Origin of the sequence: Sphingopyxis sp. (assembly GCF_025869345.1) — a bacterium.
Lineage (GTDB): Bacteria > Pseudomonadota > Alphaproteobacteria > Sphingomonadales > Sphingomonadaceae > Sphingopyxis.
Map to the genome: position 1 here is coordinate 1 of NZ_JAOZVW010000150.1, position 24,429 is coordinate 24,429.

22 protein-coding genes are annotated in these 24,429 nt (G+C 66.7%); 11 read left to right on the plus strand and 11 right to left on the minus strand.

The genetic code is table 11. From position 1 onward, the window contains the following. Nucleotides 1-64: 64 nt before the first annotated feature. The gene (pgi, locus tag OJI97_RS16720) at nucleotides 65-1,570 is read right to left on the minus strand and encodes a glucose-6-phosphate isomerase (RefSeq protein ID WP_297665356.1); all 1,506 of its coding nucleotides are present in this window, start codon (nucleotides 1,568-1,570) and stop codon (nucleotides 65-67) included. Between the two features lie 115 nt (nucleotides 1,571-1,685). On the opposite strand from pgi, the gene lepB reads away from it, so the two are divergent. Genes lepB through OJI97_RS16740 form a run of 4 tightly spaced genes read left to right on the plus strand, consistent with a single transcriptional unit; the run spans nucleotide 1,686 to nucleotide 4,499 of the window. Next, nucleotides 1,686-2,579: a signal peptidase I gene (gene lepB, locus OJI97_RS16725; protein ID WP_297665358.1), complete on the plus strand. Its 894-nt coding sequence runs from the start codon at nucleotides 1,686-1,688 to the stop codon at nucleotides 2,577-2,579. Next, on the plus strand, nucleotides 2,576-3,259 hold the full coding sequence (gene rnc / locus OJI97_RS16730) for a ribonuclease III (protein WP_297665360.1): 684 nt from the start codon (nucleotides 2,576-2,578) through the stop codon (nucleotides 3,257-3,259). Before lepB ends, rnc begins: the two co-directional genes overlap by 4 nt. Next, the gene (gene era / locus OJI97_RS16735) at nucleotides 3,256-4,149 is read left to right on the plus strand and encodes a GTPase Era (RefSeq protein WP_297665362.1); all 894 of its coding nucleotides are present in this window, start codon (nucleotides 3,256-3,258) and stop codon (nucleotides 4,147-4,149) included. Before rnc ends, era begins: the two co-directional genes overlap by 4 nt. 11 nt (nucleotides 4,150-4,160) lie before the next feature. Further along, nucleotides 4,161-4,499 carry a TOBE domain-containing protein gene (locus OJI97_RS16740; protein WP_297665363.1) on the plus strand — a complete coding sequence of 113 codons (339 nt, stop codon included), beginning with the start codon at nucleotides 4,161-4,163 and terminating at the stop codon, nucleotides 4,497-4,499. 9 nt (nucleotides 4,500-4,508) lie between these two features. Here the strand turns inward: OJI97_RS16740 and OJI97_RS16745 are convergent, their stop codons facing one another. From OJI97_RS16745 to plsY, 6 genes are all read right to left on the minus strand, one after another. Further along, on the minus strand, nucleotides 4,509-5,630 hold the full coding sequence (locus tag OJI97_RS16745) for a lipase family protein (protein ID WP_297665364.1): 1,122 nt from the start codon (nucleotides 5,628-5,630) through the stop codon (nucleotides 4,509-4,511). Between the two features lie 170 nt (nucleotides 5,631-5,800). Then, entirely contained in the window at nucleotides 5,801-8,341 is a 2,541-nt protein-coding gene (gene topA, locus OJI97_RS16750; protein ID WP_297665366.1) for a type I DNA topoisomerase, read from the minus strand. 67 nt (nucleotides 8,342-8,408) lie between these two features. Beyond that, nucleotides 8,409-9,407 carry a hypothetical protein gene (locus OJI97_RS16755; protein WP_297665368.1) on the minus strand — a complete coding sequence of 333 codons (999 nt, stop codon included), beginning with the start codon at nucleotides 9,405-9,407 and terminating at the stop codon, nucleotides 8,409-8,411. 115 nt (nucleotides 9,408-9,522) lie between these two features. After that, nucleotides 9,523-11,058, minus strand: coding sequence for a VWA domain-containing protein (locus OJI97_RS16760; protein ID WP_297665370.1), 1,536 nt, complete (start codon nucleotides 11,056-11,058; stop codon nucleotides 9,523-9,525). A 115-nt stretch (nucleotides 11,059-11,173) separates the two neighbouring features. Then, a complete protein-coding gene (gene dprA / locus OJI97_RS16765; protein WP_297665372.1) occupies nucleotides 11,174-12,259 on the minus strand; it encodes a DNA-processing protein DprA in 1,086 nt (361 codons plus the stop codon). Continuing rightward, nucleotides 12,256-12,855 (minus strand): glycerol-3-phosphate 1-O-acyltransferase PlsY, encoded by a 600-nt coding sequence (gene plsY, locus OJI97_RS16770; protein ID WP_297665374.1) that lies wholly within the window; start codon nucleotides 12,853-12,855, stop codon nucleotides 12,256-12,258. The genes dprA and plsY overlap by 4 nt, the downstream gene beginning before the upstream one ends. 269 nt (nucleotides 12,856-13,124) lie before the next feature. Between plsY and murI the strand changes: the two genes are divergently transcribed. From murI to OJI97_RS16785, 3 genes are all read left to right on the plus strand, one after another. Continuing rightward, nucleotides 13,125-13,931: a glutamate racemase gene (gene murI, locus OJI97_RS16775; RefSeq protein WP_297665376.1), complete on the plus strand. Its 807-nt coding sequence runs from the start codon at nucleotides 13,125-13,127 to the stop codon at nucleotides 13,929-13,931. Between the two features lie 112 nt (nucleotides 13,932-14,043). Beyond that, on the plus strand, nucleotides 14,044-15,264 hold the full coding sequence (hemA, locus tag OJI97_RS16780; protein ID WP_297665378.1) for a 5-aminolevulinate synthase: 1,221 nt from the start codon (nucleotides 14,044-14,046) through the stop codon (nucleotides 15,262-15,264). Continuing rightward, on the plus strand, nucleotides 15,261-15,950 hold the full coding sequence (locus OJI97_RS16785) for a nitroreductase (protein WP_297665379.1): 690 nt from the start codon (nucleotides 15,261-15,263) through the stop codon (nucleotides 15,948-15,950). The genes hemA and OJI97_RS16785 overlap by 4 nt, the downstream gene beginning before the upstream one ends. Nucleotides 15,951-16,072: 122 nt before the next feature. Here OJI97_RS16785 and OJI97_RS16790 read toward each other — a convergent pair whose 3' ends face one another. From OJI97_RS16790 to OJI97_RS16800, 3 genes are read right to left on the minus strand one after another with little or no spacing between them, the layout of a single operon-like run. Then, complete coding sequence (locus OJI97_RS16790) at nucleotides 16,073-16,666, minus strand: GNAT family N-acetyltransferase (RefSeq protein WP_297665381.1); 594 nt, start codon at nucleotides 16,664-16,666, stop codon at nucleotides 16,073-16,075. A 55-nt stretch (nucleotides 16,667-16,721) separates the two neighbouring features. Then, nucleotides 16,722-17,162, minus strand: a complete 441-nt coding sequence (locus OJI97_RS16795; protein ID WP_297665383.1) for a hypothetical protein — start codon at nucleotides 17,160-17,162, stop codon at nucleotides 16,722-16,724. A 49-nt stretch (nucleotides 17,163-17,211) separates the two neighbouring features. Continuing rightward, nucleotides 17,212-18,201: a threonine/serine dehydratase gene (locus tag OJI97_RS16800; RefSeq protein WP_297665385.1), complete on the minus strand. Its 990-nt coding sequence runs from the start codon at nucleotides 18,199-18,201 to the stop codon at nucleotides 17,212-17,214. A gap of 67 nt (nucleotides 18,202-18,268) precedes the next feature. Here OJI97_RS16800 and OJI97_RS16805 point away from each other — a divergent pair, with 67 nt between their 5' ends. From OJI97_RS16805 to OJI97_RS16815, 3 genes are all read left to right on the plus strand, one after another. Next, the gene (locus OJI97_RS16805; protein WP_297665387.1) at nucleotides 18,269-19,477 is read left to right on the plus strand and encodes a saccharopine dehydrogenase family protein; all 1,209 of its coding nucleotides are present in this window, start codon (nucleotides 18,269-18,271) and stop codon (nucleotides 19,475-19,477) included. 125 nt (nucleotides 19,478-19,602) lie between these two features. Continuing rightward, nucleotides 19,603-19,953: a DMT family protein gene (locus OJI97_RS16810; protein ID WP_297665389.1), complete on the plus strand. Its 351-nt coding sequence runs from the start codon at nucleotides 19,603-19,605 to the stop codon at nucleotides 19,951-19,953. A gap of 16 nt (nucleotides 19,954-19,969) precedes the next feature. Continuing rightward, nucleotides 19,970-21,142 carry a carboxynorspermidine decarboxylase gene (locus tag OJI97_RS16815; protein ID WP_297665390.1) on the plus strand — a complete coding sequence of 391 codons (1,173 nt, stop codon included), beginning with the start codon at nucleotides 19,970-19,972 and terminating at the stop codon, nucleotides 21,140-21,142. Here the strand turns inward: OJI97_RS16815 and OJI97_RS16820 are convergent. Next, nucleotides 21,123-22,781 carry an FAD-dependent oxidoreductase gene (locus OJI97_RS16820; RefSeq protein WP_297665392.1) on the minus strand — a complete coding sequence of 553 codons (1,659 nt, stop codon included), beginning with the start codon at nucleotides 22,779-22,781 and terminating at the stop codon, nucleotides 21,123-21,125. The two genes, OJI97_RS16815 and OJI97_RS16820, sit on opposite strands and share 20 nt — an antisense overlap. Nucleotides 22,782-23,112: 331 nt before the next feature. Between OJI97_RS16820 and OJI97_RS16825 the strand changes: the two genes are divergently transcribed. After that, nucleotides 23,113-24,306, plus strand: coding sequence for a type III PLP-dependent enzyme (locus OJI97_RS16825; RefSeq protein ID WP_297665394.1), 1,194 nt, complete (start codon nucleotides 23,113-23,115; stop codon nucleotides 24,304-24,306). Nucleotides 24,307-24,429 lie beyond the last annotated feature (123 nt).

Here is a 24,429-nt window from a genome sequence, read left to right on the forward strand (position 1 = left end):
GCAATCCAGAGCTCGCGTAAACCGCTCTGGATTGCTTCGCTTCGCTCGCAATGACGGATGTTGGCTATTCCCCCAACGCTGCTTGCATCAGCGCCTGCGTCGCGGGGTCGAACTCCACCGTTCCCTCGGCCAGCCCCTTCGCCATTTCCTTGCCCAGCTCGACGCCGAACTGGTCGAACGGATTGATGCCGAGCAGCACCGCATTGGCGAAAACGCGATGCTCGTAGAAGGCGATCAGCGCCCCCAGGCTGCGTGGGCTGACCTGGTCGAGCAGGATCGTCGTCGAGGGGCGATTGCCCGGATAGGCGCGCGCGCCATCGTCGCTCGCACGCCCCGTCATCAAGGCCGCGCCCTGCGCGATGCAGTTGGCGACGAGCGTTTCATGATGCGCGTCGTCGAGCAGATGGTCGGGCTCGCGCGCGACGACGAATTCGACCGGGGTCAGATGCGTGCCCTGATGGAGCAGTTGGAACACCGCGTGCTGCGCGTCGGTGCCGACGCCGCCCCAGGTGATCGCGGCGCTCTGGCGGCCGAGCGGCGCGCCGTCCAGCGTCACCGACTTGCCGTTCGATTCCATTTCGAGTTGTTGCAGATAGGCGGGCAGCAGCCGCAGCCTTTCGTCATAGGCAAAGACCGCGCGCGTCTGACAGCCGAGCCGGTTGGTATAGAGCTGATCGGCGAAGGCCGCGAGCAGGCAGATATTGTCCGCGCCGTCGGTCAGCCGGAAATGCCGGTCCATCTCGGCCGCCCCCTCGAGCAGGTCGGCGAAGGCATCCCAGCCGAGCGCGAGCGCCGCGGGAAAGCCGATCGACGACCAGAGCGAATAGCGCCCGCCGACCGTCTCGCTGAACGGCAGGATGCGCGTCTCGTCGATCCCCCACTCCATCGCCTTGCCGGGATTGGCGGTGAGCGCGACGAAGCGACCGAGCGGATCGGCGACGCCTGCCTCGTCCAGCCATTGCAGCGCCGAATTGGCGTTGAGCAAAGTCTCGGTCGTGGTGAAGGTTTTCGAGGCGACAGCGACGAGCGTATATTGGGGGTCGAACTTCGCGAAGGCTTCGGCCAGCGCCGCACCGTCGACGTTGGAGACGACCGCGACGTCATAGCGCCCGCTGTGCCGCCCCAGCGCATCGACGAGCAGGTCGGGGCCGAGCGCCGAGCCGCCGATGCCGATATGGAGCAGGTGGCGGATTTCGCCGAAGGCGCCCGCCTCGATCGCGTCGATCATCATCCGCATCCGCTGGTGCAGCGCCTGCGCGATATGGACGGATTCAGGCGCCCCTTCGCCACGCTCGGCACTATGCTCGGCGGCGCGGTTTTCGGTCGGGTTGGCGATGCCGCCCGAAAACAGTGTCTTGCGACGACCTGTGAAATCCTGCGCCTCGGCAAGGCCGGCCAGGATCGCAACCGCGCGATCGTCGAGGTGGGTCTTGGCGAAGTCGAACCGGATGTCGGCGACGCTTCGCACCAGTGCATCGAGCCGCGTCCCGGGGTCGGCGGCGACGAGGTCTGAGAGGGTCTGCGGCTGCCAGCCGGCGAGCGCTTGCCACGCTTCGGAGGGGGTGGTCATCGGTGCTTCCTTATGTCCTTGATCGGGACTTTCATAAGCCCGCCGCGGTCCCCGCGCCAGCGCCATCCGCCGATATTCGCTTGACGTGCAGACCTATTCGTCGCCAATGCGCGGCATGACCGACGCCAGCTTTACCGCCGATAATTCGCCCGCGACCGACCCCAGCCCGGCCAAGCCCGAACCCACGCCCCTCTCGGCCAGGGAAGAGGCGGTCGACACGATCCGTTTTCTTGCGCTGCTCGCGGTCGCGGTGCTGATTTTCCGCAGCTTTTTCCTGTCGCCCTTCAACATTCCGTCGGAATCGATGCAGCCACGCCTGCTCATCGGCGACTATCTGCTCGTGAACAAAATGGCCTATGGCTATTCGAAATACAGCCTGCCGTTCAGCGTGCCGCTGATTCCGGGCCGCATCTTCGCGCGCACGCCCGATCGCGGCGACGTCGTCGTGTTCAAGGCGCCGCCGGTCAACGACAATGATTATATCAAGCGCGTGATCGGGCTTCCCGGCGACACGGTCCAGGTCCGCGACGGTATCGTCTGGCTGAACGGCAAGCCGCTGAAGCGCGAGCCGATGGCCGATTTCGTCATCCCGGTGACGCAGAACATGATCGACGCGTCGCGCACCACCGGCACCCTGCCCTGCTATGCCCCGCAGTTCGAGGAAGTCACCGCGGCGGGCCAGCGCGAGTGCCGCTACCCGCAGTTCAAGGAAACGCTGCCCAGCGGCAAAAGCTATGCGATCCTCGACATCACGTCGATCGCGCAGGACAACACCCCCCTGGTCACCGTGCCGGAGGGACATCTGTTCCTGATGGGCGACAATCGCGACCGTAGCGCCGACAGCCGTTTCCCGGCGGAAGAGAATGGCGGCATCGGCCTCGTCCCCGAAAAGAATCTCGTCGGCCACGCGCTCGTCGGCATGTTCTCGACCGACGGCTCGGCAAGCTGGTTCAATCCGATCAGCTGGTTCACCGCGGCGCGCTGGAGCCGTATCGGGGAAGGCTTTTGAGCGAACGGCCGTCCGCGGCGACGATCGCGGCCCTGACCGGTGCCGAACCCCGCGACCTCGCGCTTTACCATGAGGCGCTGACTCATGGCAGCAGCGGCGCGGGCGATTATCAGCGGCTCGAATTTCTGGGCGACCGCGTGCTCGGACTGGTGATCGCGTCCGAACTCTTCCGCCGCTTCCCGAAAGCGGCCGAGGGCGAGTTGTCGTCGCGGCTCCACGCGCTGGCGTCGGGGGAAACCTGCGCGGCGATCGCGCAGCGGCTCGACCTCAACGCGCACGTCCATTTCGGCAGCCAGGCGATCGGCGACGGCGGGCGACACAGCGACAATATCGCCGCCGATGTTCTGGAGGCGTTGCTCGGCGCGATCTGGCTCGACCTCGGCGAGGAAGCCGCGCGCGCCTTCATCGTCGCCAAGTGGGGCGACATGATCGACGGCCAGGTCGCCGCGCCCAAGCATCCCAAGGCGGCGCTTCAGGAATGGGCGCTCGCCCGCAAGCGCAAGCCCCCCGAATATCGCCTCGTCCGCCGCGAAGGCCCCGACCATGCCCCGCGCTTTCGCGTCGCGGTCGCGGTCGGCAAGCTCGCCGAGGCCGAGGGCGAAGGCGCGTCGAAGCAGGCAGCCGAAAAGGCCGCCGCGACCGCGCTGCTCGAACGATTGACACAGGAAGAAGCGAAATGACCCAGCGCTGCGGCTTCGTGGCCGTCGTCGGCGCCCCCAACGCGGGCAAGTCGACGCTCGTCAACGCGCTCGTCGGCCAGAAGGTCGCTATCGTCAGCCCCAAGGCGCAAACGACGCGCACCCGGCTGATGGGCGTCGCGATGGCGGACGACGCGCAGATCGTCCTGATCGACACGCCGGGCATCTTCGCCCCGACCCGGCGCCTCGACCGCGCGATGGTCGCCGCCGCGTGGGGGAGCCTGGAGGAGGCCGAGGCGATCCTCGTCATGGTCGATGCCGCCGCCAAGCTCACCGGCCGCGTCGAGCGCGTGCTCGAAGGCGTCGCGAACCGGCCCGAGAAGAAGTTCCTCGTCCTCAACAAGGTCGATCTGACCCGCAAGGACAAGCTGCTCACCATCGCGACCGAGCTCAACGCGCGGTTGGCGTTCGACGAGACCTTCTTCATCGCCGCGAGCAGCGGCGACGGCGTGCCCGAACTCAAGGCGCATCTCGCCGCGCTGATGCCCGAGGGGCCGTGGCATTTCCCCGAGGACGAGGTCAGCGACGCGCCCGAGCGGATGCTGGCGGCGGAGATCACCCGCGAGCAGCTTTACCGTCAACTCCACGAGGAACTCCCCTATCAGTCGACGGTCGAGACCGAGCTGTTCAAGACGCGCCCCGACGGCAGCGCCGAAATCCACCAGCAGATCTTCGTCGCGCGCGACAACCAGCGCGCGATCGTGCTCGGCAAGGGCGGCAGCCGGATCAAGGAAATCGGCGCCCGCGCGCGCGCCGAACTGACCGAGCTGATGGGCCGCAAGGTTCACCTGTTCCTGCACGTGAAGGTCAAGGAAAACTGGGACGAGGACCGCGGCGTCTATCGCGACATGGGCCTCGACTGGGTCGATTGAGGGGAAGCAAGATGGCGCACGATCCGTTCAACACCCCTGCCGACCGCCTGCGCGGCGTCCTCAAATATTGGATGTGGTATCTGGCGATCGCCGCGGTGCTGATCGTCCTTACCGAACGCAATCTGATCGCGCGCGAAAACAAGGATCACCTCGTGAGCGGCGAGGTCGAGCGCATCGACCGGGTCGGCGACAAATCGCGCGCGACCGTGCGCCTCGGCGAAGCGCAGGAGGCCGTGGTCGTGCTGCCGAACGGCACGCCCTGCCACCGCGGCTCGAAAATCCGCCTCGTCCGCCACGACAATGTAAGCCAGCACGACTTCCGCCCCGCCGATCCGCCCTGCGCGGGTTAGCGCATCGCGCTAAATCCGCCGGCAGTCGTTCGGCGGAGGCTGCCCGTCGAAACGCGCACCGATCCAGGCGATCGTCTCGGCCGCGCTATCCCTGGCGCTCGTGCCATGGTCGCCGGTCATCTCGATCCAGCGCACGCCGGTGCCGCGACGGCAGACCGCTTTCGCGAATTTGCGCGTCACCGCGGGCGCGACGATCGTGTCCTTGCTGCTCTGCGCGATCAGCAGCGGCCCCGGAACGCGCGCCGGATCGACGCTGTTGGCGCGCGCGAAGGAGCCGAAGGGCTCGATCCGGGCGATGTCCTTGTTCTTGGTCGCGCGGGCGATCGTCAGGATGCCGAGGATCGTGCCGAGCTTCGGCTTCTTGTTGAAACTGACGCAATTATTCTCGGCGAGACGGTGGATGATCCCCTGGTTCGCGCGATTGGTGATGCCGTCGAGCGGAAAACCATATAGCGTCGACCAGCTATGAAGCGCGAAAGATAGCAGCAGCGCCCGCGCCGTCTTGTCGCTGCCGTCGCGCAGATTGGCGGCGAGGTCGGTGGGCGGCGCGGCGGCGGCGGTGCCGACGAGCGTCAGGTCGGGCGCGTAGGCGCGCGCCGATACGGCGGTCCAGAGCGCCGCATGGCCGCCCTGCGATTCGCCCCAGACGGCGAAGCTACTGCCCGCTGCCGCGCCCGGAATCTCGCGCGCCGCGCGCACCGCGTCGAGCACCGCATTCGCCGTGTCGGGGCCGACGAGGAACGGGTGCATCGTCGGGCTGGCCAGGCCGATATAGTCGGGCGCGACCACGACATAGCCGTGGCGGACCGCGTCCATTCCCGCTGTATAATCGAAGAAATTAGGGCTGAGCGAGGGCGCGCATTTCTCCGCGACGCCCCACGCGCCGTGCGTCCAGGCGATGACGCGGCGCGGGCGCGGCGGGATCGCTTCCATCGGCGCGGCGACGATGCCGGTGACCGCGAAGCGCTGGCCGCCCCCGCCCGTTGTCCAATATTGCACTCGCCACGCCTGCACGCCGGGCGGCGCGTCCTGCATCGGATCGGCCGAGATCAGATAGCGTGAGGGTTGGGCCGAGGCCGGCGCGGCCAGAACGACGAAGACGGCGAACAAGGCGGCAAGCAAGCGGCGCATCGAAATACCTCCCGATGCGGCACCCTAACATACCGGAATATAATCGTCATCCCGGCGAGGGACAGCCGTCGCCCCCGCGCAGGCGGAGGCCGCTGGAGGTTTGCGCAGCGGCGAAGAATAAGACCGACTGCGGCCCCCGCCTGCGCGGGGGGCGACGCCGGGTTTCGGAATTATTCCTTCGCCGCCTTCTTTTTCGCCGGAGCCTTCTTGGCGGCGGCCTTTTTCTTCGGCGCCGCCTTCTTTTTGCCCTTCGCCGGCCCCTTGGCCGCGCGCGCGTCGATCAGCGCGATCGCTTCCTCTTCGGTCAGTGCGTCGGGCTCGATCGTCTTGGGCAGCGTCGCGTTGGTCGTGCCGTCGGTCACATAGGGGCCGAAGCGCCCGGCCATCAGCTTCATCTCGCCGCCGCTCGTCGGGTGCGCGCCGAACGTCTTGAGCGGTTCGACCTTGGCCCGCCCGCGCCCGCCGCCGTTCGCGGCCTCGGCAATGCGGACGACCGCGGCGTTCATCCCGATGTCGAAGATTTCGGCGGTGCCGGTCAGCTTCCCATATTTGCCGTCATGCAGCAGATAGGGACCATAGCGCCCCAGTCCCGCGAGGATCGGCTTGCCGCTTTCGGGATGCACCCCGACCTCGCGCGGCAAGCTCAGCAGCCGCAGCGCATAATCGAGATCGAAATCCTCCGCCGGAATGTCCTTCGGGATCGACGAGCGCTTCGCCTCCTTGCCCTCGCCGAGCTGGATATAGGGACCGAAACGCCCGCTGCGCTTGGTCACTTCCAGCCCGCTTTCGGGGTCGGTGCCCATCGCCTCCGGCCCGGTGTCGGCCTCACCGTTGCCGCCAGGCTGCGCGAACTTGCGGGTATATTTGCAGTCGGGATAATTGCTGCACGCGATGAACGGCCCGAACTTGCCGCCGCGCAGCGCAAGCCGCCCGGTGCCGCAATTGGGGCAGAGCCTGGGGTCGCTGCCGTCGCCCTTGTCGGGAAAGAGATAAGGGCCGAGAAATTCGTCGAGCGCCGCGGTGATCTCCGACGGCTTCTGCTCCATCACCTCGCCGGTGCGCGGCTTGAAATCGCGCCAGAAACGGTCGAGCACCGCCTGCCACTGAGCCCGCCCGCCCGACACATCGTCGAGTTCTTCCTCGAGCCCGGCGGTGAAATCATATTCGACATAGCGATTGAAGAAACGTTCGAGAAACGCCGTCAGCAGCCGCCCGCTCTCCTCGGGAAGGAAGCGGTTCTTCTCGACGCGCACATAGGCGCGGTCCTTGAGCACTTGCAGGATCGAGGCATAGGTCGACGGGCGCCCGATGCCGAGTTCCTCCATCTTCTTGACGAGGCTCGCTTCGGAATAGCGCGGCGGCGGCTGGGTTTCGTGCTTTTCGACCTCGACGCCGGTCTTCGCAGGTGCGTCGCCCTTGCTCATCGCGGGGAGCAGGCGCGAATCCTCGTCGTCCGAACTGTCGTCGCGGCCTTCGTCGTAGAGCGCGAGGAAGCCGGGGAATTTCACCACCTGCCCCGTCGCGCGCAGCACGGTCTTGCCGGTGCCGTCCGACAGGTCGACGCTGGTGCGTTCGAGCCGCGCCGACGCCATCTGGCTCGCCAGCGCGCGCTTCCAGATCAGTTCGTAAAGGCGCGCATGATCGCCGCCGCCGACCTTGTCCTTGCCGAAATCGGTCGGGCGGATCGCTTCGTGCGCTTCCTGCGCATTCTTCGCCTTGGTCTGATATTGCCGCGGCTTGTCGGGGACATAGCCGCCGTCGTAGCGGTCGGCGATCGCGCGGCGCGCGGCGCTGATCGCGCTGCCGTCCATCTGGACGCCATCGGTTCGCATATAGGTGATCGCGCCGTCCTCATAGAGGTCCTGCGCGACGCGCATCGTGTGGCTGGCCGAAAAACCCAGCTTACGCGCGGCCTCCTGTTGCAGAGTCGAGGTGGTGAACGGCGGCGGCGGGTTGCGCGTCAGCGGCTTGGTCTCGACCGCATCGACGGTGAAATGCCCGGCCTTGACGTCGGCTTCGGCGGCGCGCGCGTCGGCCTCGGTGCCGATCGACAGCCGCTCGATCTTGTCGCCGCGCCAGCGCGCGAGGCGCGCCTTGAAGGGCGTGCCGCCCATCTCGAACAACCCGGTCACCGACCAATATTGCTGCGCAACAAACGCCTCGATCTCGCGCTCGCGCTCGACGATCATGCGCAGCGTCACCGACTGGACGCGGCCCGCCGATTTCGCCCCGGGCAGCTTGCGCCACAGCACCGGCGACAGCGTGAAGCCGACGAGATAGTCGAGCGCGCGGCGCGCGCGATAGGCGTCGATCAGATCGTCGTCGAGCGCGCGCGGATGCGCCATCGCATCGGTCACCGCCTGCTTGGTGATCGCGTTGAAGGTCACGCGATCGACGGTTTGCGGCAGCGCCTTTTTGCTGCGCAGCAATTCCTGCACATGCCAGCTGATCGCCTCACCCTCGCGATCGGGGTCGGTCGCGAGGATCAGACGATCGGCCTGCTTCGCCGCGTCCTGAATATCCTTCAGCCGCTTCGCCTTGTCGGGATAAAGCTGCCACTGCATCGCAAAGCCGTCGTCCGGGTCGACCGAGCCGTCCTTGGGCGGCAGGTCGCGAACATGGCCATAGCTTGCCAGCACCTTGAAATCACGGCCGAGATATTTCTCGATCGTCTTCGCCTTGGCGGGCGATTCCACAATCACCAATTGCATTGAAAATATGATCCCCGAAAACGCTTACGTACGTACGCGCGAGGGTGGCGGGGGTTCGGCTTCCCCGTCAAGAGGGATTTGGAAGATATCGTCGCCCCAACAGCATCTCGCTCGCGAGGCTCGCGGCCTTCGCGGCGCCCTCCTCGTAATTGCCGGGCTTGGCGGTGAAGGCGAACTTACGCGTCTTGCCGAAACGAAGCCCGCCGAATCCCATCGCCGCGGCGACGCCGCCCGCGACGTTCGCGCCCGACTGCAATGCCTTGTCGGTGCCGCTCGACGCGTCGCTTTTTTCGATGAACTCGCCTTCGACCGCGACCGGCGCCTTGACGGTGATCACCACCTGCTTGCCGCTAGGCGCGATCAGCGTCATGCGCGAATAGTCGGCGCTGACCGACAGCGCGCTGTTGACCTGCAGCCCGCCGAAGCTGAACGCGCCGGGGCGCTTCTGCTGCGAGAAATCGATCAGATAGACGACGTCGATCACCCCGATCCCGCTGTCGCGCGCATAATTGTTCAGCGCCCCGACCGCCTGTCCTGCCGCCATGTTGATTCCCATGCTGCTTATGCCCGAGCCGAGGAAATCGCCGGGAACCATCAGCAGCGAGGGAAGCGCGGTCGGTTTGTAATAGGTCGCCTTGCCCTTGCTGCCCTTTTCGAGTGCGATGTTGATGTCGAGTGGCACCGCCTGCGATTTCGTCTTCGCCAGCATCGCATGGCCGAACAGGTCGGCGGCGGGCTGCACCGTGTAGCCGCCCGCGGTCAGTTGCGACACGAAATCGGCATAGGCGGCATCGGTGATCGCCTGCATCATCTCCGCCGTCACGCCGACCAGTTCGCTCTTGGCCTTGGTCGTGCCGCCGAACGCGCCCATCAGCCCGCCCGACGCCGCGGTCTGGTCGATCGATTCGAAGATGAAACCGACATTGAAGGCGCCGATCGCGACGCTAGTGACGCCCTTCGCATTGGCGGGGCCCGATATCTTGACCGGCTCCTGGTCCTTGGCGAATGCGATGGCGGGCTGGGTCAGCAGCGCCAGCGCGGCGGCGGCCGACAGCAATTTTTTCATGGGTCATGTCCTCCGACCCCTCCCCCTGCCAGCCGACCCTACCGACCGAAGCGAGAGGTTGATCGAAGCAACCCACGGCCCCCGCATCGGTCAGATGCGGGGGCGAGTCAATTCCCTACTGGTTCTGCCACCGGAAATCGGCGGGCAGGATGCATTTGCCCGCGTCATATTTGCCGACGCTGCGGATGATCTCCTTATCGTTCGGTTCGATCCGGCGGCCGCTGATCTGGCTGTCGATCACCCGGCGGACGAGCGCGTCGAGGCGGGTGACGAGGTAGCAGTCGATCGCTGGCGGCGCGTGCGGATTGCCGACTCCGCTGTCGTCGGTCAGGAACAGATAGCGCGACTGGGTCGCCGCCGCCATCGCGCGCATCGCATATTCGGCCTTGTCGGCGACGCCCGAGGCGGCGACCGGGGTGATATGGATGCGCTTGGCGCGCGCCGCTTCGGCCGCCGCCCACGTCTGCCCGAACAGCTCGTCGTGCGGCGGCGCGTCGGCGACGAGCAGCAGCGACTTCACCGCATCGGGGCGCCAGTCCTGCCCGACCGCACGGATCATCGCCTGATCCATCGCTTCCGGATAGTCGCCGCCGCCGTTCGCGTCCTGCTGCGCGAGCACGCCCTGCGCGCGCCCGATCTCGCGATCGAAAGCGACGGTGCGCGTGACATAATCGTCGCCAAGATCGCGGTAGAAGACGAAGCCGACGCGGATGTCGAGATCGCGGTGCTTCGCGCTGATCGACGAAATGATCGAGCGCAGTTCGGACTGAAGATAGCGGATCTCGTCGCCCATGCTGCCCGTCGTGTCGACGACGAGCATCAGGTCGAGCTTCGTCGCTTTCGTGGCCATCTGGTTCGCGGTCAGCCCGACCGTCTGGCCGCCCGGCGCATCGGCGACGAGCACGGGCCGCGCATCGGCGATGGTGCGCCCCGCCTGCTTCGCCGACACGGTGATCCGATCGCTCAACCGGTCGAGGCCCGGAAAGAAGACCGCGCTGCCGTCGGCCTGCGTCGCCATGGTGATGCTGTTGCCGTCGCTGCAGGTCACGACGATGTCGGCGAAGGGGATCGGCTGGCCGCTGCGGTCGTTCACCTTGACGGTTACGACGCGCATCGTGTCGACGCGCGGCAGGTCGCGCACCTCCTGCCCCAGATCGCCGCTGCGGTTCACATAGGCGGCATAGAGTTCGGGATTGAGCAGATCGTCATGCTCGCCCGCGGTGAGGATGCCCGATTGCGGCTGCGGGCGCGGATAGGGGCCCGGCACCGGCGGCGGATAGGGACCGGGGCGCACGACCGAACGTTCGCTTGCGCCGACCGCCGATCCGCTGACCGCGACATCGGCTTCGACGGGCGCCGCCATCACCGGCGGTGGTGGCGGCGCGGGCGGCGGCGGCGGAGGTGGCGGAGGCGGCGCATCGATCTCCACCTCGGCGCGGTCCGGTTCGGCGCTTCGCGTCACATAGCGCCTGTCGTCCTGCTGCTGGCGCGGCGGCGCTTCGGCGCCAAGACGTGGCAGTGGAGCGGCGTTGCGGCAGAAGCTCTGTTGGCCATCGGCGGTTCGCGCCTGCGCGATCGCCACCGGCAGCGGCGCGGGTGCCGAGGCCAGCATCGCGACCATCGTCACACCTGTCACATATCGGCTTCGCATCATCCATCTCCCCGGCATGAGATACAATATCATCAACCTGTCGGCGCACCGCTGAACGATGGCTGAACCGGGACGAGTCGTTATATTACCGGGGCTTGGCAGGCAGTGCGGGCGATCACAGCAGCGAAATCCGCGCGCCCGCGTGCCGCTCGATCCGCCCCGCCAGTTCGAGTTCGAGCAGGACGAGCTGCACCGCGGCGGCGGGCCGGCCCGACTGCCGGACGAGTTCGTCGACCGCCACCGGTGTCGGGCCGAGCAGACCCGCCACCGCGTCGCGATCGCCGTCGCCCATCGGTTCGGCCGCGACCGCCGGAACGAAATCGCGCCGCGGCTCGCGCGCCATCCGCGTGTCGATCGGCCCGACCGCCTCCAGCACATCGTCGACCGTCTGGATCAATGTCGCGCCTTCACGGATCAGCAGATTGCAGCCCTGCGCGCGCGGATCGAGCGGCGAGCCCGGCACCGCCATCACCTCGCGCCCGTAATCGCCCGCGCGTCGCGCGGTGATCAGCGATCCCGATTTCGGCGCCGCCTCGATCACCACCGTGCCGTGCGCGAGCCCGGCGATGATGCGGTTGCGCGCGGGGAAATGCCGCGCGAGCGGCTCGGTGCCCGGCGGCTGTTCGGCGATCAGCAGATGATCGCTAGCGATCTTTTCCTGCAAGGCCGCATTTTCGGGCGGAAAGGCGATGTCGATCCCGCTCGCGATCACGCCCGCGGTCGCGCCGCCGAGCGCGCCGACATGCGCCGCCGTATCGACCCCGCGCGCCAGCCCGCTGACCACGGTGACGCCGCGCGCCGCCAGGTCGGCGGCGAGTTGCCGCGCGAAACGGCAGGCGATGGCCGAAGCGTTGCGCGCGCCGACGATCGCGACGCACGGGCGCGCGAGCATCGCGCTATCGCCGCGCACGATCAGCACCGGCGGCGCGCCCTCGACCGCGCGCAGCAGCGGCGAATAATCGGCGTCGTCGACGAAGAGATGCCGCGCCCCGAGGTCCGCGACGCGCTCGCATTCACGCTCCGCTGCTTCGGCCGACGCGATCCGCAGCTTCGCGCGGCCGCCGCGGAGCGCCAGATCGGGCAGCGCGTCGAGCGCGGCCTCGCCCGAACCGAAGCGCTGCATGAGCTGGCGCCAGCTTACCGGCCCGATATTCGGCGTGCGGATCAGGCGCAGGCGCGCGATCCGCTCGGCGTGGGTCACGCCTCCTTCTTTCCGCCGATCCGCGGCTCGGTCCCCGCGCGCAGCCGCGCGATATTCTGACGATGCCGCCACAGCACCACGACCGCGAGCGCGGCAAGCCCCACGGCATAGGTGCTCTGCCCGAGCGCGAGCGCAGCGATCGGCGCCGCGACCGCCCCCGCCATCCCGCCGAGCGACGAGATGCGGCTGAGCAGCGCCGTGCCCAGCCAGACGAGCGCGAAGATCACCCCGATCGGCCAGGCAAGCGCCAGCGACAGGCCGAGCAGGGTCGCGACCCCCTTGCCGCCGCGGAATGTCAGCCAGACCGGATAGCAATGGCCGATCATCGCCGCCGCGCCCGCGATCATCGCGGCGTCGGCGCCGAGCCCGGGCACGAAATGCCGCGCAAGCAGCACCGCGACCGCGCCCTTCGCGCCGTCGAGGATCAGCGTCGCCGCGGCCAGCCCCTTGCGCCCGGTGCGCAGCACATTGGTCGCACCGATATTGCCCGACCCGATCTGCCGCAAATCGCCCGCGCCGAACAGACGCGTCAGGATGACGCCGAACGGGATCGAGCCGAGCAGATAGCCCCCGAGGACCAGCAAAACTATCGTCATGAAACCCCCTGCTCCGTTCGGACACAGTGTGGCGATGTTGGGCGATGCAATCAACGGGTTCGAGATGGATGATCGCCAGAATGGACGAATGAGCCCATCGTTGTCCCCCGCCACCACCCTCGTCGCCCCGCGCAGGCGGGGGCCGCTTGCAGTTTATCCGGCATCGCTAGGCGAAGCCGACGGCGGCCCCCGCCTGCGCGGGGGCGAAGGATGTGGATGGGCGACGCACATGGATTGAGCACCGCCCCGCCGCCTGCTAACCGGCGCGGATGACCACCCCTGCCGCGCACGCCCCCATCCTCTTCTTCGACAGCGGTCTCGGCGGCCTCACCGTCCTCGGCCCGACGCGTGCGCTGCTGCCGACCGCGCCGATCGTCTATGCCGCCGACTATGCCGGCCTGCCCTATGGCGAGAAGAGCGACGAGGAACTCGCGGCGCGCGTTCCCGCGCTGCTCGGACGGCTCGTCGAGCGCTATCAGCCGCGGCTCGCGGTGATCGCCTGCAACACCGCCTCGACGATCGCGCTCGCCCATGTCCGCGCCGCGCTCGACCTGCCGATCGTCGGCACCGTCCCCGCGATCAAGCCCGCCGCCGAGATGACGAAAAGCGGCGTGATCGGCGTCCTTGGCACCGAAGCGACGGTGCGCCAGCCCTATGTCGACGACCTCAGCGCGAAGTTCGCGGGGCGCAAGACCGTGCTCCGCCACGGCAGTCCCGCGCTCGTCGCCGCGGCCGAAAACAAGCTCAACGGGCGCCCGGTCGATGCGGCCGCCGCCGAACGCGCCATCGCGGGCCTTCGCAGCCAGCCCGGCGGCGAGGCGATGGACGTCATCGTCCTCGCCTGCACCCATTTCCCGCTGCTGTCGGCCGAATTGCAGGCGGCTGCGGGGCCGGACGTGCGGCTGATCGACGGATCGGCGGGCATCGCGCGGCGCATCGCGCACCTCACCGAAGGCCAGCCCTGGCCCGCCGAGGCCGCGCCCGGCATCGCGGTCTTCACGCGCAGCGACGCCAATCCGCCGCCGCCGCTCGCCGCGCTCGCGCCCTATGGCATCGGCCGCATTGAGACAATTTGACCTATCTGCTGCGAATCGTTCGCACTGGCTTTCGCGGTTTTTCGGCGGTATTGCGTCCCCCATTGTGTCGCCGGAGGGAGCGGCGCCAAAAGCCAACATGCGGGGCTGAGACGTGAACTATAACGATATTTTCGCGCGCGCGATCGACCGGCTGCACGAAGAGGGACGCTATCGCGTCTTCATCGACATCCTGCGCAACAAGGGCGCCTTTCCGAACGCGCGCTGCTTCGCGGGCCACAACGGGCCGAAGCCGATCACCGTCTGGTGCTCGAACGACTATCTGTCGATGGGGCAGCACCCCAAGGTCGTCGCCGCGATGGAAGAGGCGCTGCACGACGTCGGCGCGGGCGCGGGCGGTACGCGCAACATCGCGGGCAATACCCATTATCACATCGACCTCGAGGCCGAACTTGCCGACCTGCACGGCAAGGAGGGCGCGCTGCTCTTCACCTCGGGCTATATCTCGAACGAAGCGACGCTCGGCACACTCGGCAAGCTGCTGCCCGGTTGCATCATCTATTCGGACGAGCTCAACCACGCCTCGATGATCGCGGGCATCCGCAATTCGGGCTGCGAAAAGCGCGTGTGGCGCCACAACGACCTCGACCATCTGGAAGAACTGCTCGCCGCCGACGATCCGCAGGCGGCGAAAGTGATCGCGTTCGAAAGCGTCTATTCGATGGACGGCGACATCGCCCCGATCCATGCGATCTGCGACCTCGCCGAGAAATATAACGCGCTGACCTATTGCGACGAGGTCCACGCCGTCGGCATGTACGGCCCGCGCGGCGGCGGCATCACCGACCGCGACGAGGCGGCGCACCGCGTCGACATCATCGAGGGAACGCTCGGCAAGGCGTTCGGCGTGATGGGCGGCTATATCGCCGCCGACAAGAATATCATCGACGTCATCCGCAGCTACGCGCCCGGCTTCATCTTCACGACCAGCCTGTCGCCGGTGCTCGTCGCGGGCGTGCTCGCCAGCGTGCGGCACCTCAAGCAGTCGAGCGTCGAGCGCGACGCGCAGCAGGCCGCTGCCGCCTATCTCAAGCAGAGCTTCCGCGATGCGGGGTTGCCGGTGATGGATTCGACGACGCACATCGTTCCGCTGATGGTGGGCGACCCGGTGCGCGCGAAGAAGATCAGCGACATATTGCTCGCCGAATATGGCGTCTACGTCCAGCCGATCAACTTCCCGACCGTGCCGCGCGGCACCGAACGGCTGCGCTTCACCCCCGGCCCGACGCATGACGAGGCGATGATGCGCGAGCTGACCGAAGCGCTCGTCGAGATCTGGGACCGGCTCGAGCTGGAGTTTCAGAAAGCGGCGTGAGCGAAGCGCCGCGCTACGACGAGGTCGTTCTGGGGCGCCGCTCGATCCGCGGCTTCCTCGACAAGCCCGTTCCGAAGGAGCTGATCGCCGAAGTGATCGGGGTCGCGATGCGCGCGCCTTCCTCCTTCAACAACCAGTGCTGGAATTTCTCGGTCGTCACCGGCGCGCCGCTGGAGGCGATCCGCAAGGGGAATACCGAAGGCATATTGGCGGGCAAGCCCGACAGCCGCGAGTTCCGCCGCTTCGACGGCATCGCCGACGACCATCGCGCCCGACAGATCGAGATCGCGAAGCAATTGTTCGGCGCGATGGGCATTGCGCGCGACGACAAGGACGCGCGGCAGGACTGGGTGCTGCGCGGGTTCCGCCAGTTCGACGCGCCGGTCAGCATCGTCGTCACCTATGACCGCGTCCTGCTCGGCGGCGACATCGCGCCCTTCGACTGCGGCGCGGTGACCAACGCGCTCGTCAACGCCGCCTGGTCGCGCGGGCTCGGCTGCGTGATCAACAGCCAGGGCATCATGCAAAGCCCGGTCGTCCGCGAACAGGCCCGCATTCCCGACGATCAGGTGATCATGATCTGCGTCGCGATGGGCTGGCCCGATGAGGCATTCCCGGCCAACGCGGTGGTGTCGGACCGCAAGCGCGTCGAGGATGCGGTGCGGTTCGTGGGGTTCGGCGATTAGGGCGGGGATACCGCTTCAACAAAAAGACCATGTCCCCCCGCGAAGGCGGGGGTCCATCTCCGGTCGGTGCTATCTGGAATCGGCGGGAAATGGGTCCCCGCCTTCGCGGGGACACGGGAGCGTTATGAGGGCGCCGGCCGCATCATGCCCCAGAAGTGCGGCCCGCCGCCCAGCACGTCCCATTCGACTTGCGTCTTGAACCCCAGACGTTCGTAGAGCGGCACGTTCGCAGGCGTCGCAGTCTCCAGCCAGCACGGCAGCCCTTCACTGTCCGCGACCGCCGTCTGCGCACGGATGATCCGCCCGCCATGCCCTTTGCCCTGATGGTCGGGCCGCACGCCGACATAGTGGAGATACCAGAAACGCCCCTTGGGCCGGTGCGCGTCGATCCCGCCCTGCACCTTCAGCCCGCGCGGCAGGGCAGCGCCGAAGGTCGCGACCAGCGGAACGACGGTGCGCAGAAATTCCAGCATGCCGCTATGCGCCTGCCCCGGCGCGCGCCACAGCGATGCGGCTTCGTCACCCTGCGACCGCAGCGCGACGCCGGCGCGCCTGTCACCCGGCACCAGCACCCGGAACAGGCTCCGCAAGGCACGCGCACGATGATCGGGATCGGGCAATATCCACGACAGCGCGGGATCGGTCTGGAACGCCTGCGCCAGCGTTTCGATCAGCGCCGGTTGATGGGCGACTTCCGCCCTTGTGATGTCACTCATGCCCCTCCCCCCCTTCTTCGTCATTCCCGAGAAAGCGGGAATAACGAATTGTCGGCTAGTCGCGACAATATCCCTCACCGGGCTTGACGATCAGACAGTCCTTCTTGCCCGCCAGATATTTGAGCCCGGTCTCGTCGCCGCTGCCGCGGTGGAGCGAGAGCTCTTCGCCACCGCGCTTGAACTTAATGCCATGCTCGCTGTCTTCGCCGTCATAGCTGCCCTTGGTGTCGAGGTCCGACTGCATCTCCAGCTTGTATTTTCCGGGCTCGGCGGGCGCGATGGTCACATACATGCCCTCGACTCCGGTCCATTTTCCGGCCCAGTCCGCAAAGCGGTGCGGCGCGGTCGCCGAATCGTCGGGCATCGTCTCGTCGGGAACGGTTTCGACCGGCACCTCGGTGGTCGTCGTCTGCGCCGGAGCCGGCGCTTCGGCCTTTTCGCACCCGGTCAGCAGCACCAGCGCCGCGGCGCCCGTCAGGATCATGATCTTCTGCATCTCGCGTCTCCTTATCCCTGTCAAACACGCCCCGCGCTCGATAAGTTTCCTATCCGGCGATGATCTCGGCGAACTTCTGCGGATCGACATTGCCCCCCGACAGGGTGACCAGCGTCGCGTCGGTAACGTCGACCTTGCCCGCGAAGATCGCTGCCAAAGCCGCCGCGCCGCCCGGTTCGACGACAAGGTGCAGCCGCTCAAAGGCCAGCCGCATTGCGTTGCGCACTTCATCGCGCGTCACCACGACCCCGCGCACGCCGCGCGCACGCAGCACCGCGAAATTGATCGGCCAGGTCTCGGGCGTCTGGAGTGCATCGCATTCGGTCGGCCAGGCCATATCCTCGACCGACAGAATTTTGCCCGCCGCCAGACTGCGCGTCACATCGTCCCAACCCTCGGGCTCAACCGCAACCACCTCGGCGTCCGGACAGGCGAGCGCCAGCCCCGCCGACAAGCCCCCGCCGCCGCAGCAGGCGACCACCAGATCGGGCTCGCCCGGCCCGCGCGCCGCCATCTGCGCGCGCGCTTCGATCCCGGCCGTCCCCTGCCCCTCGATGATCCAGGGATCGCCATAGGCGTGGACCAGCGTTCCGCCGCGCTCCTCGATCAGCCGCGCCGCGACCGCGTCGCGCGATTCGGTGACGCGATCGTAAAGCACGACCTCCGCCCCTAGCGCCCGCGTCGCGGCGAGCTTCATCGCCGGCGCGTTGCTGGGCATCACGATCGTCGCCTTGATGCCCAATCGCTTCGCCGCCCAGGCGACCCCCTGCGCATGGTTGCCGCTCGACACGCCGACGACGCCGGCCGCGGCCTGTTCGGGCGTCAGATCGGTCAGCCGGTGCCAGGCGCCGCGAATCTTGAAGGCGCCGACCGGCTGCAGGCACTCGGCCTTGCACCAGATCGTCCGCCCATCGACCTCGAGCGGCAGCAGCGGCGTTTGCGGCAGGATGGCAGCGACTTTCGCCGCCGCGCGTTCGACACCCGCGAGGGTCGGCGCGCGCGCCGGGTCGAGCAGGGCTTCGGGGCTTTGTTCTGTCATGGCTTCGTCCTATAGGGCCGCTCATAGATCACAAGCGGCGCAGGTTCGCGACAGGAGATTTTTCACGATGAGCAAGCTATTGGTGATCGGCGCGGGCGGCGTCGGTTCGGTCGCGGTGCACAAGATGGCGATGAACGCCGATATCTTCCCCGACATCACCCTCGCGAGCCGCCGCAAGTTCAAGTGCGACGCGATCGCCGCGTCGGTCAAGGAACGCACCGGCGTGACGATCAAGACCGCCGAGGTCGATGCCGACCATATCGACGCGACCGCCGCGCTGATCCGCCAGATCGGCGCGACGCACGTCGTCAACCTCGCGCTCCCCTATCAGGATCTGACGATCATGGAGGCGTGCCTGTCGACCGGCGCCCATTATCTCGACACCGCCAACTACGAGCCGCGCGACGAGGCGAAGTTCGAATATCACTGGCAATGGGCCTATCAGGACCGTTTCAAGGAAGCGGGCCTCATGGCGCTGCTCGGTTCGGGCTTCGACCCCGGCGTGACGAGCGTCTTCACCACCTGGCTCCGCAAGCATCATTTCGACCGCATCGACACGCTCGACATTCTCGATTGCAACGGCGGCGACCACGGCCAGCATTTCGCGACCAATTTCAATCCCGAGATCAACATCCGCGAGGTGACCGCGGTCGCGCGCCACTGGGAAAATGGCGACTGGGTCGAAACCCCGCCGATGTCGGTGAAGCAGAGCTTCGACTTCGAAGCGGTCGGGCCGAAGAATATGTACCTCATGTATCATGAGGAGATCGAAAGCCTGAAGACCCACCTGCCCGAGATCAAGCGCATCCGTTTCTGGATGACCTTCGGCGACGCCTATATCCAGCATCTGACCGTGCTCCAGAACGTCGGCATGACGCGGATCGACCCGGTGATCTACGAAGGCAGGGAGATCATCCCGCTGCAGTTCCTGAAAGCCGTGCTCCCCGAACCGTCGAGCCTGGGCGAGACGACCAAGGGCAAGACCAACATCGGCGTCATCGCCACCGGCCTCGGCAAGGACGGCAAGGAAAAGACGCTCTACCTCTACAATATCTGCGACCATGAGGATGCCTATGCCGAAACCGGCAACCAGGCGGTCAGCTACACCACCGGCGTTCCCGCGATGATCGGCGCCGCGATGATGGTGACGGGCACCTGGTCCGGCAAGGGCGTCTTCAACATGGAGCAGATGGACCCCGATCCCTTCATGGACATGCTGAACAAGCACGGCCTGCCGTGGCAGGTGAAAGAACTGGATGGTCCGCTCGATTTCTGACTCGAACTATACGTGATGTGTGTTCCGGCGAAAGCCGGGACCCAGGGATGGAAAGCGCAAGCCTTGGGCCCTGACGCCCTGGGCTCCGGCTTTCGCCGGAGAACATGGATGTCGAGAGACCATTGATGACCGCCTATCTCGCCCCCATCGCTCTGCTCTGCCTCTCGAACATCTTCATGACCTTTGCCTGGTACGGCCATCTCGGCGACCTTTCGCGTCCGACGTGGCTGGCGATCCTGATGGCGTGGGGCATCGCCTTCTTCGAATATTGCCTCGCGGTCCCGGCGAACCGCATCGGCCACGGCGTCTACACCACCGCCGAACTCAAGACCTTGCAAGAAGTGATCACCCTGATCATATTCGCCGGGTTCGCGGTCTTCTGGCTCGGGGAGAAGCTGACCGCGAATCATCTCGTCGGCTTCGCATTGATAGCGGCGGGGGCGTTCTTCATCTTCAAGGGGCCGATCGCGGCCTGACAGGAACAACAACGACATGGAAACCCGTGCCGGCGACCCCGGAGCTTTTGCCCGCTTCGACCTGACCCGCGTCCCCTCGCCCGCCTTCGTCGTCGATGCGGCCAAAATTCGCGCCAACCTGGCGGTGCTGCGCCAGATCGGCGATGCGTCGGGCGCGCGGGTGCTCGCGGCGCTCAAGGCCTTTTCGATGTGGTCACTGGGGCCGGTCGTGGCGGAGTATCTCGACGGCGTCTGCGCCTCCGGCCTTTTCGAGGCGAAGCTCGGGCGCGAGGAATATGGCGGAGAGGTCGCGACCTATTGCGCGGGCTACAAGGAAGCCGACCTGCCCGCGATCGCGGCGCTGTCCGATCATCTCATCTTCAACTCGCCGGGTCAGATCGCGCGCTTCCGCCCGCTGCTCGACGAACTGCGGGCAAAGGGCGAGACGTTCGACATCGGCCTCCGCATCAATCCGATGCACAGCGAGGGCGAGACCCCGAAATACGACCCCGCGGCGCCGTGCAGCCGCCTCGGCTTCCCCGTCACCCAATTGCTCCCCGAGCATATGGAGGGGGTCGACGGCGTCCATATGCACAGCCTGTGCGAACAGGATTTCCCGCCGCTCCAGCGCACCTGGAACGCGGTGCAGCCGATGCTGCGTCCCTTCTTCGGCCAGCTCAAATGGATCAACTTCGGCGGCGGCCACCACGTCACCCGCGCCGATTATCAGGTCGACGATCTGATCGCCTTTCTGAAACAGGTGCGCGCCGCGACCGACTGCGACGTGATGATCGAGCCCGGCGAGGCGGTCGCGCTCGACGCGGGCATCCTCGTCGGCGAGATTCTCGACCTGTTCGACAACGGGATGGCCGTAGGCATTACCGACATTTCGGCAACCTGCCATATGCCCGACGTGATCGAGGCGCCTTATCGGCCCGCGATGCTCAACGAAGGCAGCGAGGGCATGGCGACGCGCCTCGGCGGCCCGTCGTGCCTCGCGGGCGACGTGATCGGCGACTATCGCCTGCCCGGCGGCGCCCGCATCGGCCAGCGTTTCGCTTTCCTCGATCAGGCGCATTATTCGATGGTCAAGACGAACATGTTCAACGGCGTCCCGCTGCCGTCGATCTGGCTCTGGGACAGCGAAACCGACGAACTGAAGCTGGTCCGCGAATTTGGTTACGAGGATTTCAGGACGCGGCTGAGCTGATCTCCGCCAGCGCCTGGTGGATGTCGCTGACCACCACCGATCCCTCGCCCACCGACGAGGCGACGCGCTTCACCGACCCCTTGCGCACGTCGCCGACGGCGTAGATGCGCGGCCAGCTCGTCTCGTAGCGGCTCGGCATCCGGTCGAGCGACCAGCCCGCCTTGACCAGTTCGAGCGGCGCGATGTCCGCGCCGGTCTTCACGAAGCCGCGCTCGTCGCATACCATTTCGCGCGGCAACCAGCGCGTGTTCGGGCTCGCCCCGATGAACAGGAACAGGAAGCTGCAGTCGCACCGCCCTTCGGTGCCGGTCTCGCGGCAGCGATAGGTCAGGCCGCCCAGCCGCTCCTCGCCGTGCAGAGCGACGACGTCGGTCGACGCGATGATCTCGATATTGGGATGCTCCTCGAGCCGCCTGACCAGATATTCGGACATGGTGTCGCGCAGGCTCGCGCGGCGGAACACGACCCGGACTTTCTTCGCCACACTCGCAAGATAGATCGCGCCTTGCCCCGCCGAATTGCCCGCGCCGACCACGGTCACTTCGGCATCGCTGCAAAGCTGCGCTTCCATCGGCGTCGCGCCATAAAAGATGCCGCGTCCCTCATAGGCTTCGATCCCATCGATCGGCAGCCGCTGATATTGCGCGCCCGATGCGATCACGACCGCGCGGGAGCGCAGCCGCCGTCCGTCGGCGAGGCTGAGGCAATAGGCGTCGCCGTCGCGGTCGAGCGCGCCCGCACGCACCGGCGCGACGATGCGCGCGCCGAATTTCTGCGCCTGCACCGTCGCGCGTCGCGCCAGTTCGTTGCCTGATATGCCGGTCGGGAAGCCCAGATAATTCTCGATCTTCGACGAGGTTCCGGCTTGTCCGCCCGGTGCGAGCGAATCGATCGCGATCACCGTCAGCCCTTCCGACGCCGCATAAACTGCCGCGGCAAGCCCGCCGGGACCGCTGCCGACCACGATGACGTCGGCGGTTGCGCCATCGGGAAGCAGATCGAGGCCCAGCGCCTGGGCGAGTTGTTCGGGCGTCGGCTGGATCAGCACATCGGCAGCGCCGAGAATGACCGCGGGTAACTGTTCTTCAGCCAGGCCGCGCTCGGCCATCAGATGCGCCGCCACCGGCCCATCCGCCGGATCGAACCAGCGGTGCGCGACGCCATGCTTGGCGAGCAGGTCGCGTAGCGTATAGACGCTCCGGTCCATCGCCGCGCCGATCACGATGACCGCCGCGAAGCCGCGGTGGTTGCTGAACTCGCGCCGCGCCGACAGCACACGCACGAAAATGTCCGAATAGTGCGAATTTCCGGCGATCAGGCGCTGGAAATCGGCGTGCGCGATGCGCAATATCTCGCCATCCTGACCCATCTCGACCCGCGACAAATGCCGCTGCCCCGTCAGCACCGACAGGTCGCCCGCAAACTGCCCGCGCTCCATCCAGCCGACGCGCTTCCGCCCTTCGTCGGTCGATGCGAAAATATCGGTATGCCCCGATAAGGTGATGATGCAGTCGGGCGCCATTGCGCCCTCCTCGACGATCAGGTCGCCCGCAGGGTGCGATTCGACCGCACCGAAGGCTTTCAGCTCATCGAGTTCGGCGTCCGTGAAAGTGTGATTCACCTCGGCGCGGGAAACCATGGGCGCATATCCTCTTTCCTCGTCATCCCCGCGAAGGCCGGGATCTCGACGCCGCGCCATTCCCCAAGGGCGAGACACCGACTTTCGTCCGGACATCGCCTCAAATGGAATGATGCCTCGTTCTAACGTGGCGACCGCCGCTTGTCTCTTCCCCCTTCGGCGCAACCCAGCCCCGTTTCGGCGCTTGTGTCGCCGCCGCGTTACAAAATTGCGCGATAGGGTCTTTACAGGGGAGACCCCCCTCAATATATCGCCCCCGCTGCCCCAGGGGGACTTCCAATAACCGCAAGGCAGCCTTTGTGTTTAACGTTATTTTTGGGGGTCCCTTGAGTTGCACCAGCATCATAGCGCCCACGGGCTGATTCAGGCACTTTCGCCGGTCGAACCTGTTACGCTTGTCCGTCCGCACGCAGCGGCGCGCGCAGCGCGTTTCTTCATCGAGCGGTTTCCCGGCACGACCCTCTATGCGGTCAAGGCGAATCCGTCGCCCGACCTGCTGCGCATCCTCTGGGATTCGGGCGTCACCCATTATGACGTCGCCTCGATCGCCGAGGTGCGGCTCGTCGCGCGCACCCTGCCGCAGGCGACGCTCTGCTTCATGCATCCGGTAAAGGCCGAGGAAGCGATTTCCGAGGCCTATTGGAAACATGGCGTGCGCACCTTCTCGCTCGACACGATGGACGAGCTTCAGAAGATCGTCCGCGCGACCGAAGGCGCCGCCGACCTCAATCTGCTCGTGCGCCTGCGCGTCTCGTCCGACCATTCGAAGCTCAGCCTCGCCGCCAAGTTCGGCGCCGAGCCCGAGGAGGTCGCCGAACTGCTGATGGCGACCCGCCAGGCCGCCGACGCGCTCGGCATCTGCTTCCACGTCGGCAGCCAGGCGATGACGCCGCACGCTTATGCGCAGGCAATGGAGCGCGTCCGCGCCGCGATCGTCGCAGCGGCGGTGACGGTCGACATCATCGATGTCGGCGGCGGCTTTCCCTCGTCCTATCCGGGCATGGAACCCCCGCCGCTCGGCGCCTATTTCGACACGATCCACCGCAGCTTCGAAAGCCTGCCGATCAGCTATTCGGCCGAGCTCTGGTGCGAACCGGGCCGCGCGCTGTCGGCCGAATACAGCTCGCTGATCGTCCGCGTCGAAAAGCGCCGCGGCGACGAGCTCTACATCAACGACGGCGCCTATGGCGCGCTGTTCGACGCCGCGCATGTCGGTTGGCGCTTCCCGGTGACGCTGCTGCGCGAAGCCGCGAGCGAGGCCGAAATGGCCGCGTTCAGCTTCTACGGCCCGACCTGCGACGACCTCGACCATATGGCGGGGCCCTTCTTCCTGCCGGCGGACGTCAAGGCGGGCGATTTCATCGAGATCGGCATGCTCGGCGCCTATGGCTGCGCGATGCGGACCAGGTTCAACGGCTTCGGCGCCGAGGAAATCCACGTCGTCAGCGACGAACCGATGGCGAGCCTCTACACCGGCGAAGTCGAACAGGAACGCCGCAGCGCAACGGTGACCAAGCTCTTCTAAAGCCTGCCGGATACCCGCTTCAAAAGGCCGGTTCGCCATGCGCGGACCGGCCTTTTTTCCGTTCGGGATCGTCATTGCGAGCGAAGCGAAGCAATCCAGAGCGGCTTGTCACACTCTGGATTG

What these genes read in the sequence shown, in the direction of transcription:
- pgi (WP_297665356.1), bottom strand. Translation starts at nt 1,570, where the DNA reads ATGACCACCCCCTCCGAAGCGTGGCAAGCGCTCGCCGGCTGGCAGCCG.
- lepB (WP_297665358.1), top strand. Translation starts at nt 1,686, where the DNA reads ATGACCGACGCCAGCTTTACCGCCGATAATTCGCCCGCGACCGACCCC.
- era (WP_297665362.1), top strand. Translation starts at nt 3,256, where the DNA reads ATGACCCAGCGCTGCGGCTTCGTGGCCGTCGTCGGCGCCCCCAACGCG.
- OJI97_RS16740 (WP_297665363.1), top strand. Translation starts at nt 4,161, where the DNA reads ATGGCGCACGATCCGTTCAACACCCCTGCCGACCGCCTGCGCGGCGTC.
- OJI97_RS16745 (WP_297665364.1), bottom strand. Translation starts at nt 5,630, where the DNA reads ATGCGCCGCTTGCTTGCCGCCTTGTTCGCCGTCTTCGTCGTTCTGGCC.
- topA (WP_297665366.1), bottom strand. Translation starts at nt 8,341, where the DNA reads ATGCAATTGGTGATTGTGGAATCGCCCGCCAAGGCGAAGACGATCGAG.
- OJI97_RS16755 (WP_297665368.1), bottom strand. Translation starts at nt 9,407, where the DNA reads ATGAAAAAATTGCTGTCGGCCGCCGCCGCGCTGGCGCTGCTGACCCAG.
- OJI97_RS16760 (WP_297665370.1), bottom strand. Translation starts at nt 11,058, where the DNA reads ATGCGAAGCCGATATGTGACAGGTGTGACGATGGTCGCGATGCTGGCC.
- plsY (WP_297665374.1), bottom strand. Translation starts at nt 12,855, where the DNA reads ATGACGATAGTTTTGCTGGTCCTCGGGGGCTATCTGCTCGGCTCGATC.
- murI (WP_297665376.1), top strand. Translation starts at nt 13,125, where the DNA reads ATGACCACCCCTGCCGCGCACGCCCCCATCCTCTTCTTCGACAGCGGT.
- OJI97_RS16790 (WP_297665381.1), bottom strand. Translation starts at nt 16,666, where the DNA reads ATGAGTGACATCACAAGGGCGGAAGTCGCCCATCAACCGGCGCTGATC.
- OJI97_RS16795 (WP_297665383.1), bottom strand. Translation starts at nt 17,162, where the DNA reads ATGCAGAAGATCATGATCCTGACGGGCGCCGCGGCGCTGGTGCTGCTG.
- OJI97_RS16800 (WP_297665385.1), bottom strand. Translation starts at nt 18,201, where the DNA reads ATGACAGAACAAAGCCCCGAAGCCCTGCTCGACCCGGCGCGCGCGCCG.
- OJI97_RS16805 (WP_297665387.1), top strand. Translation starts at nt 18,269, where the DNA reads ATGAGCAAGCTATTGGTGATCGGCGCGGGCGGCGTCGGTTCGGTCGCG.
- OJI97_RS16810 (WP_297665389.1), top strand. Translation starts at nt 19,603, where the DNA reads ATGACCGCCTATCTCGCCCCCATCGCTCTGCTCTGCCTCTCGAACATC.
- OJI97_RS16815 (WP_297665390.1), top strand. Translation starts at nt 19,970, where the DNA reads ATGGAAACCCGTGCCGGCGACCCCGGAGCTTTTGCCCGCTTCGACCTG.
- OJI97_RS16820 (WP_297665392.1), bottom strand. Translation starts at nt 22,781, where the DNA reads ATGGTTTCCCGCGCCGAGGTGAATCACACTTTCACGGACGCCGAACTC.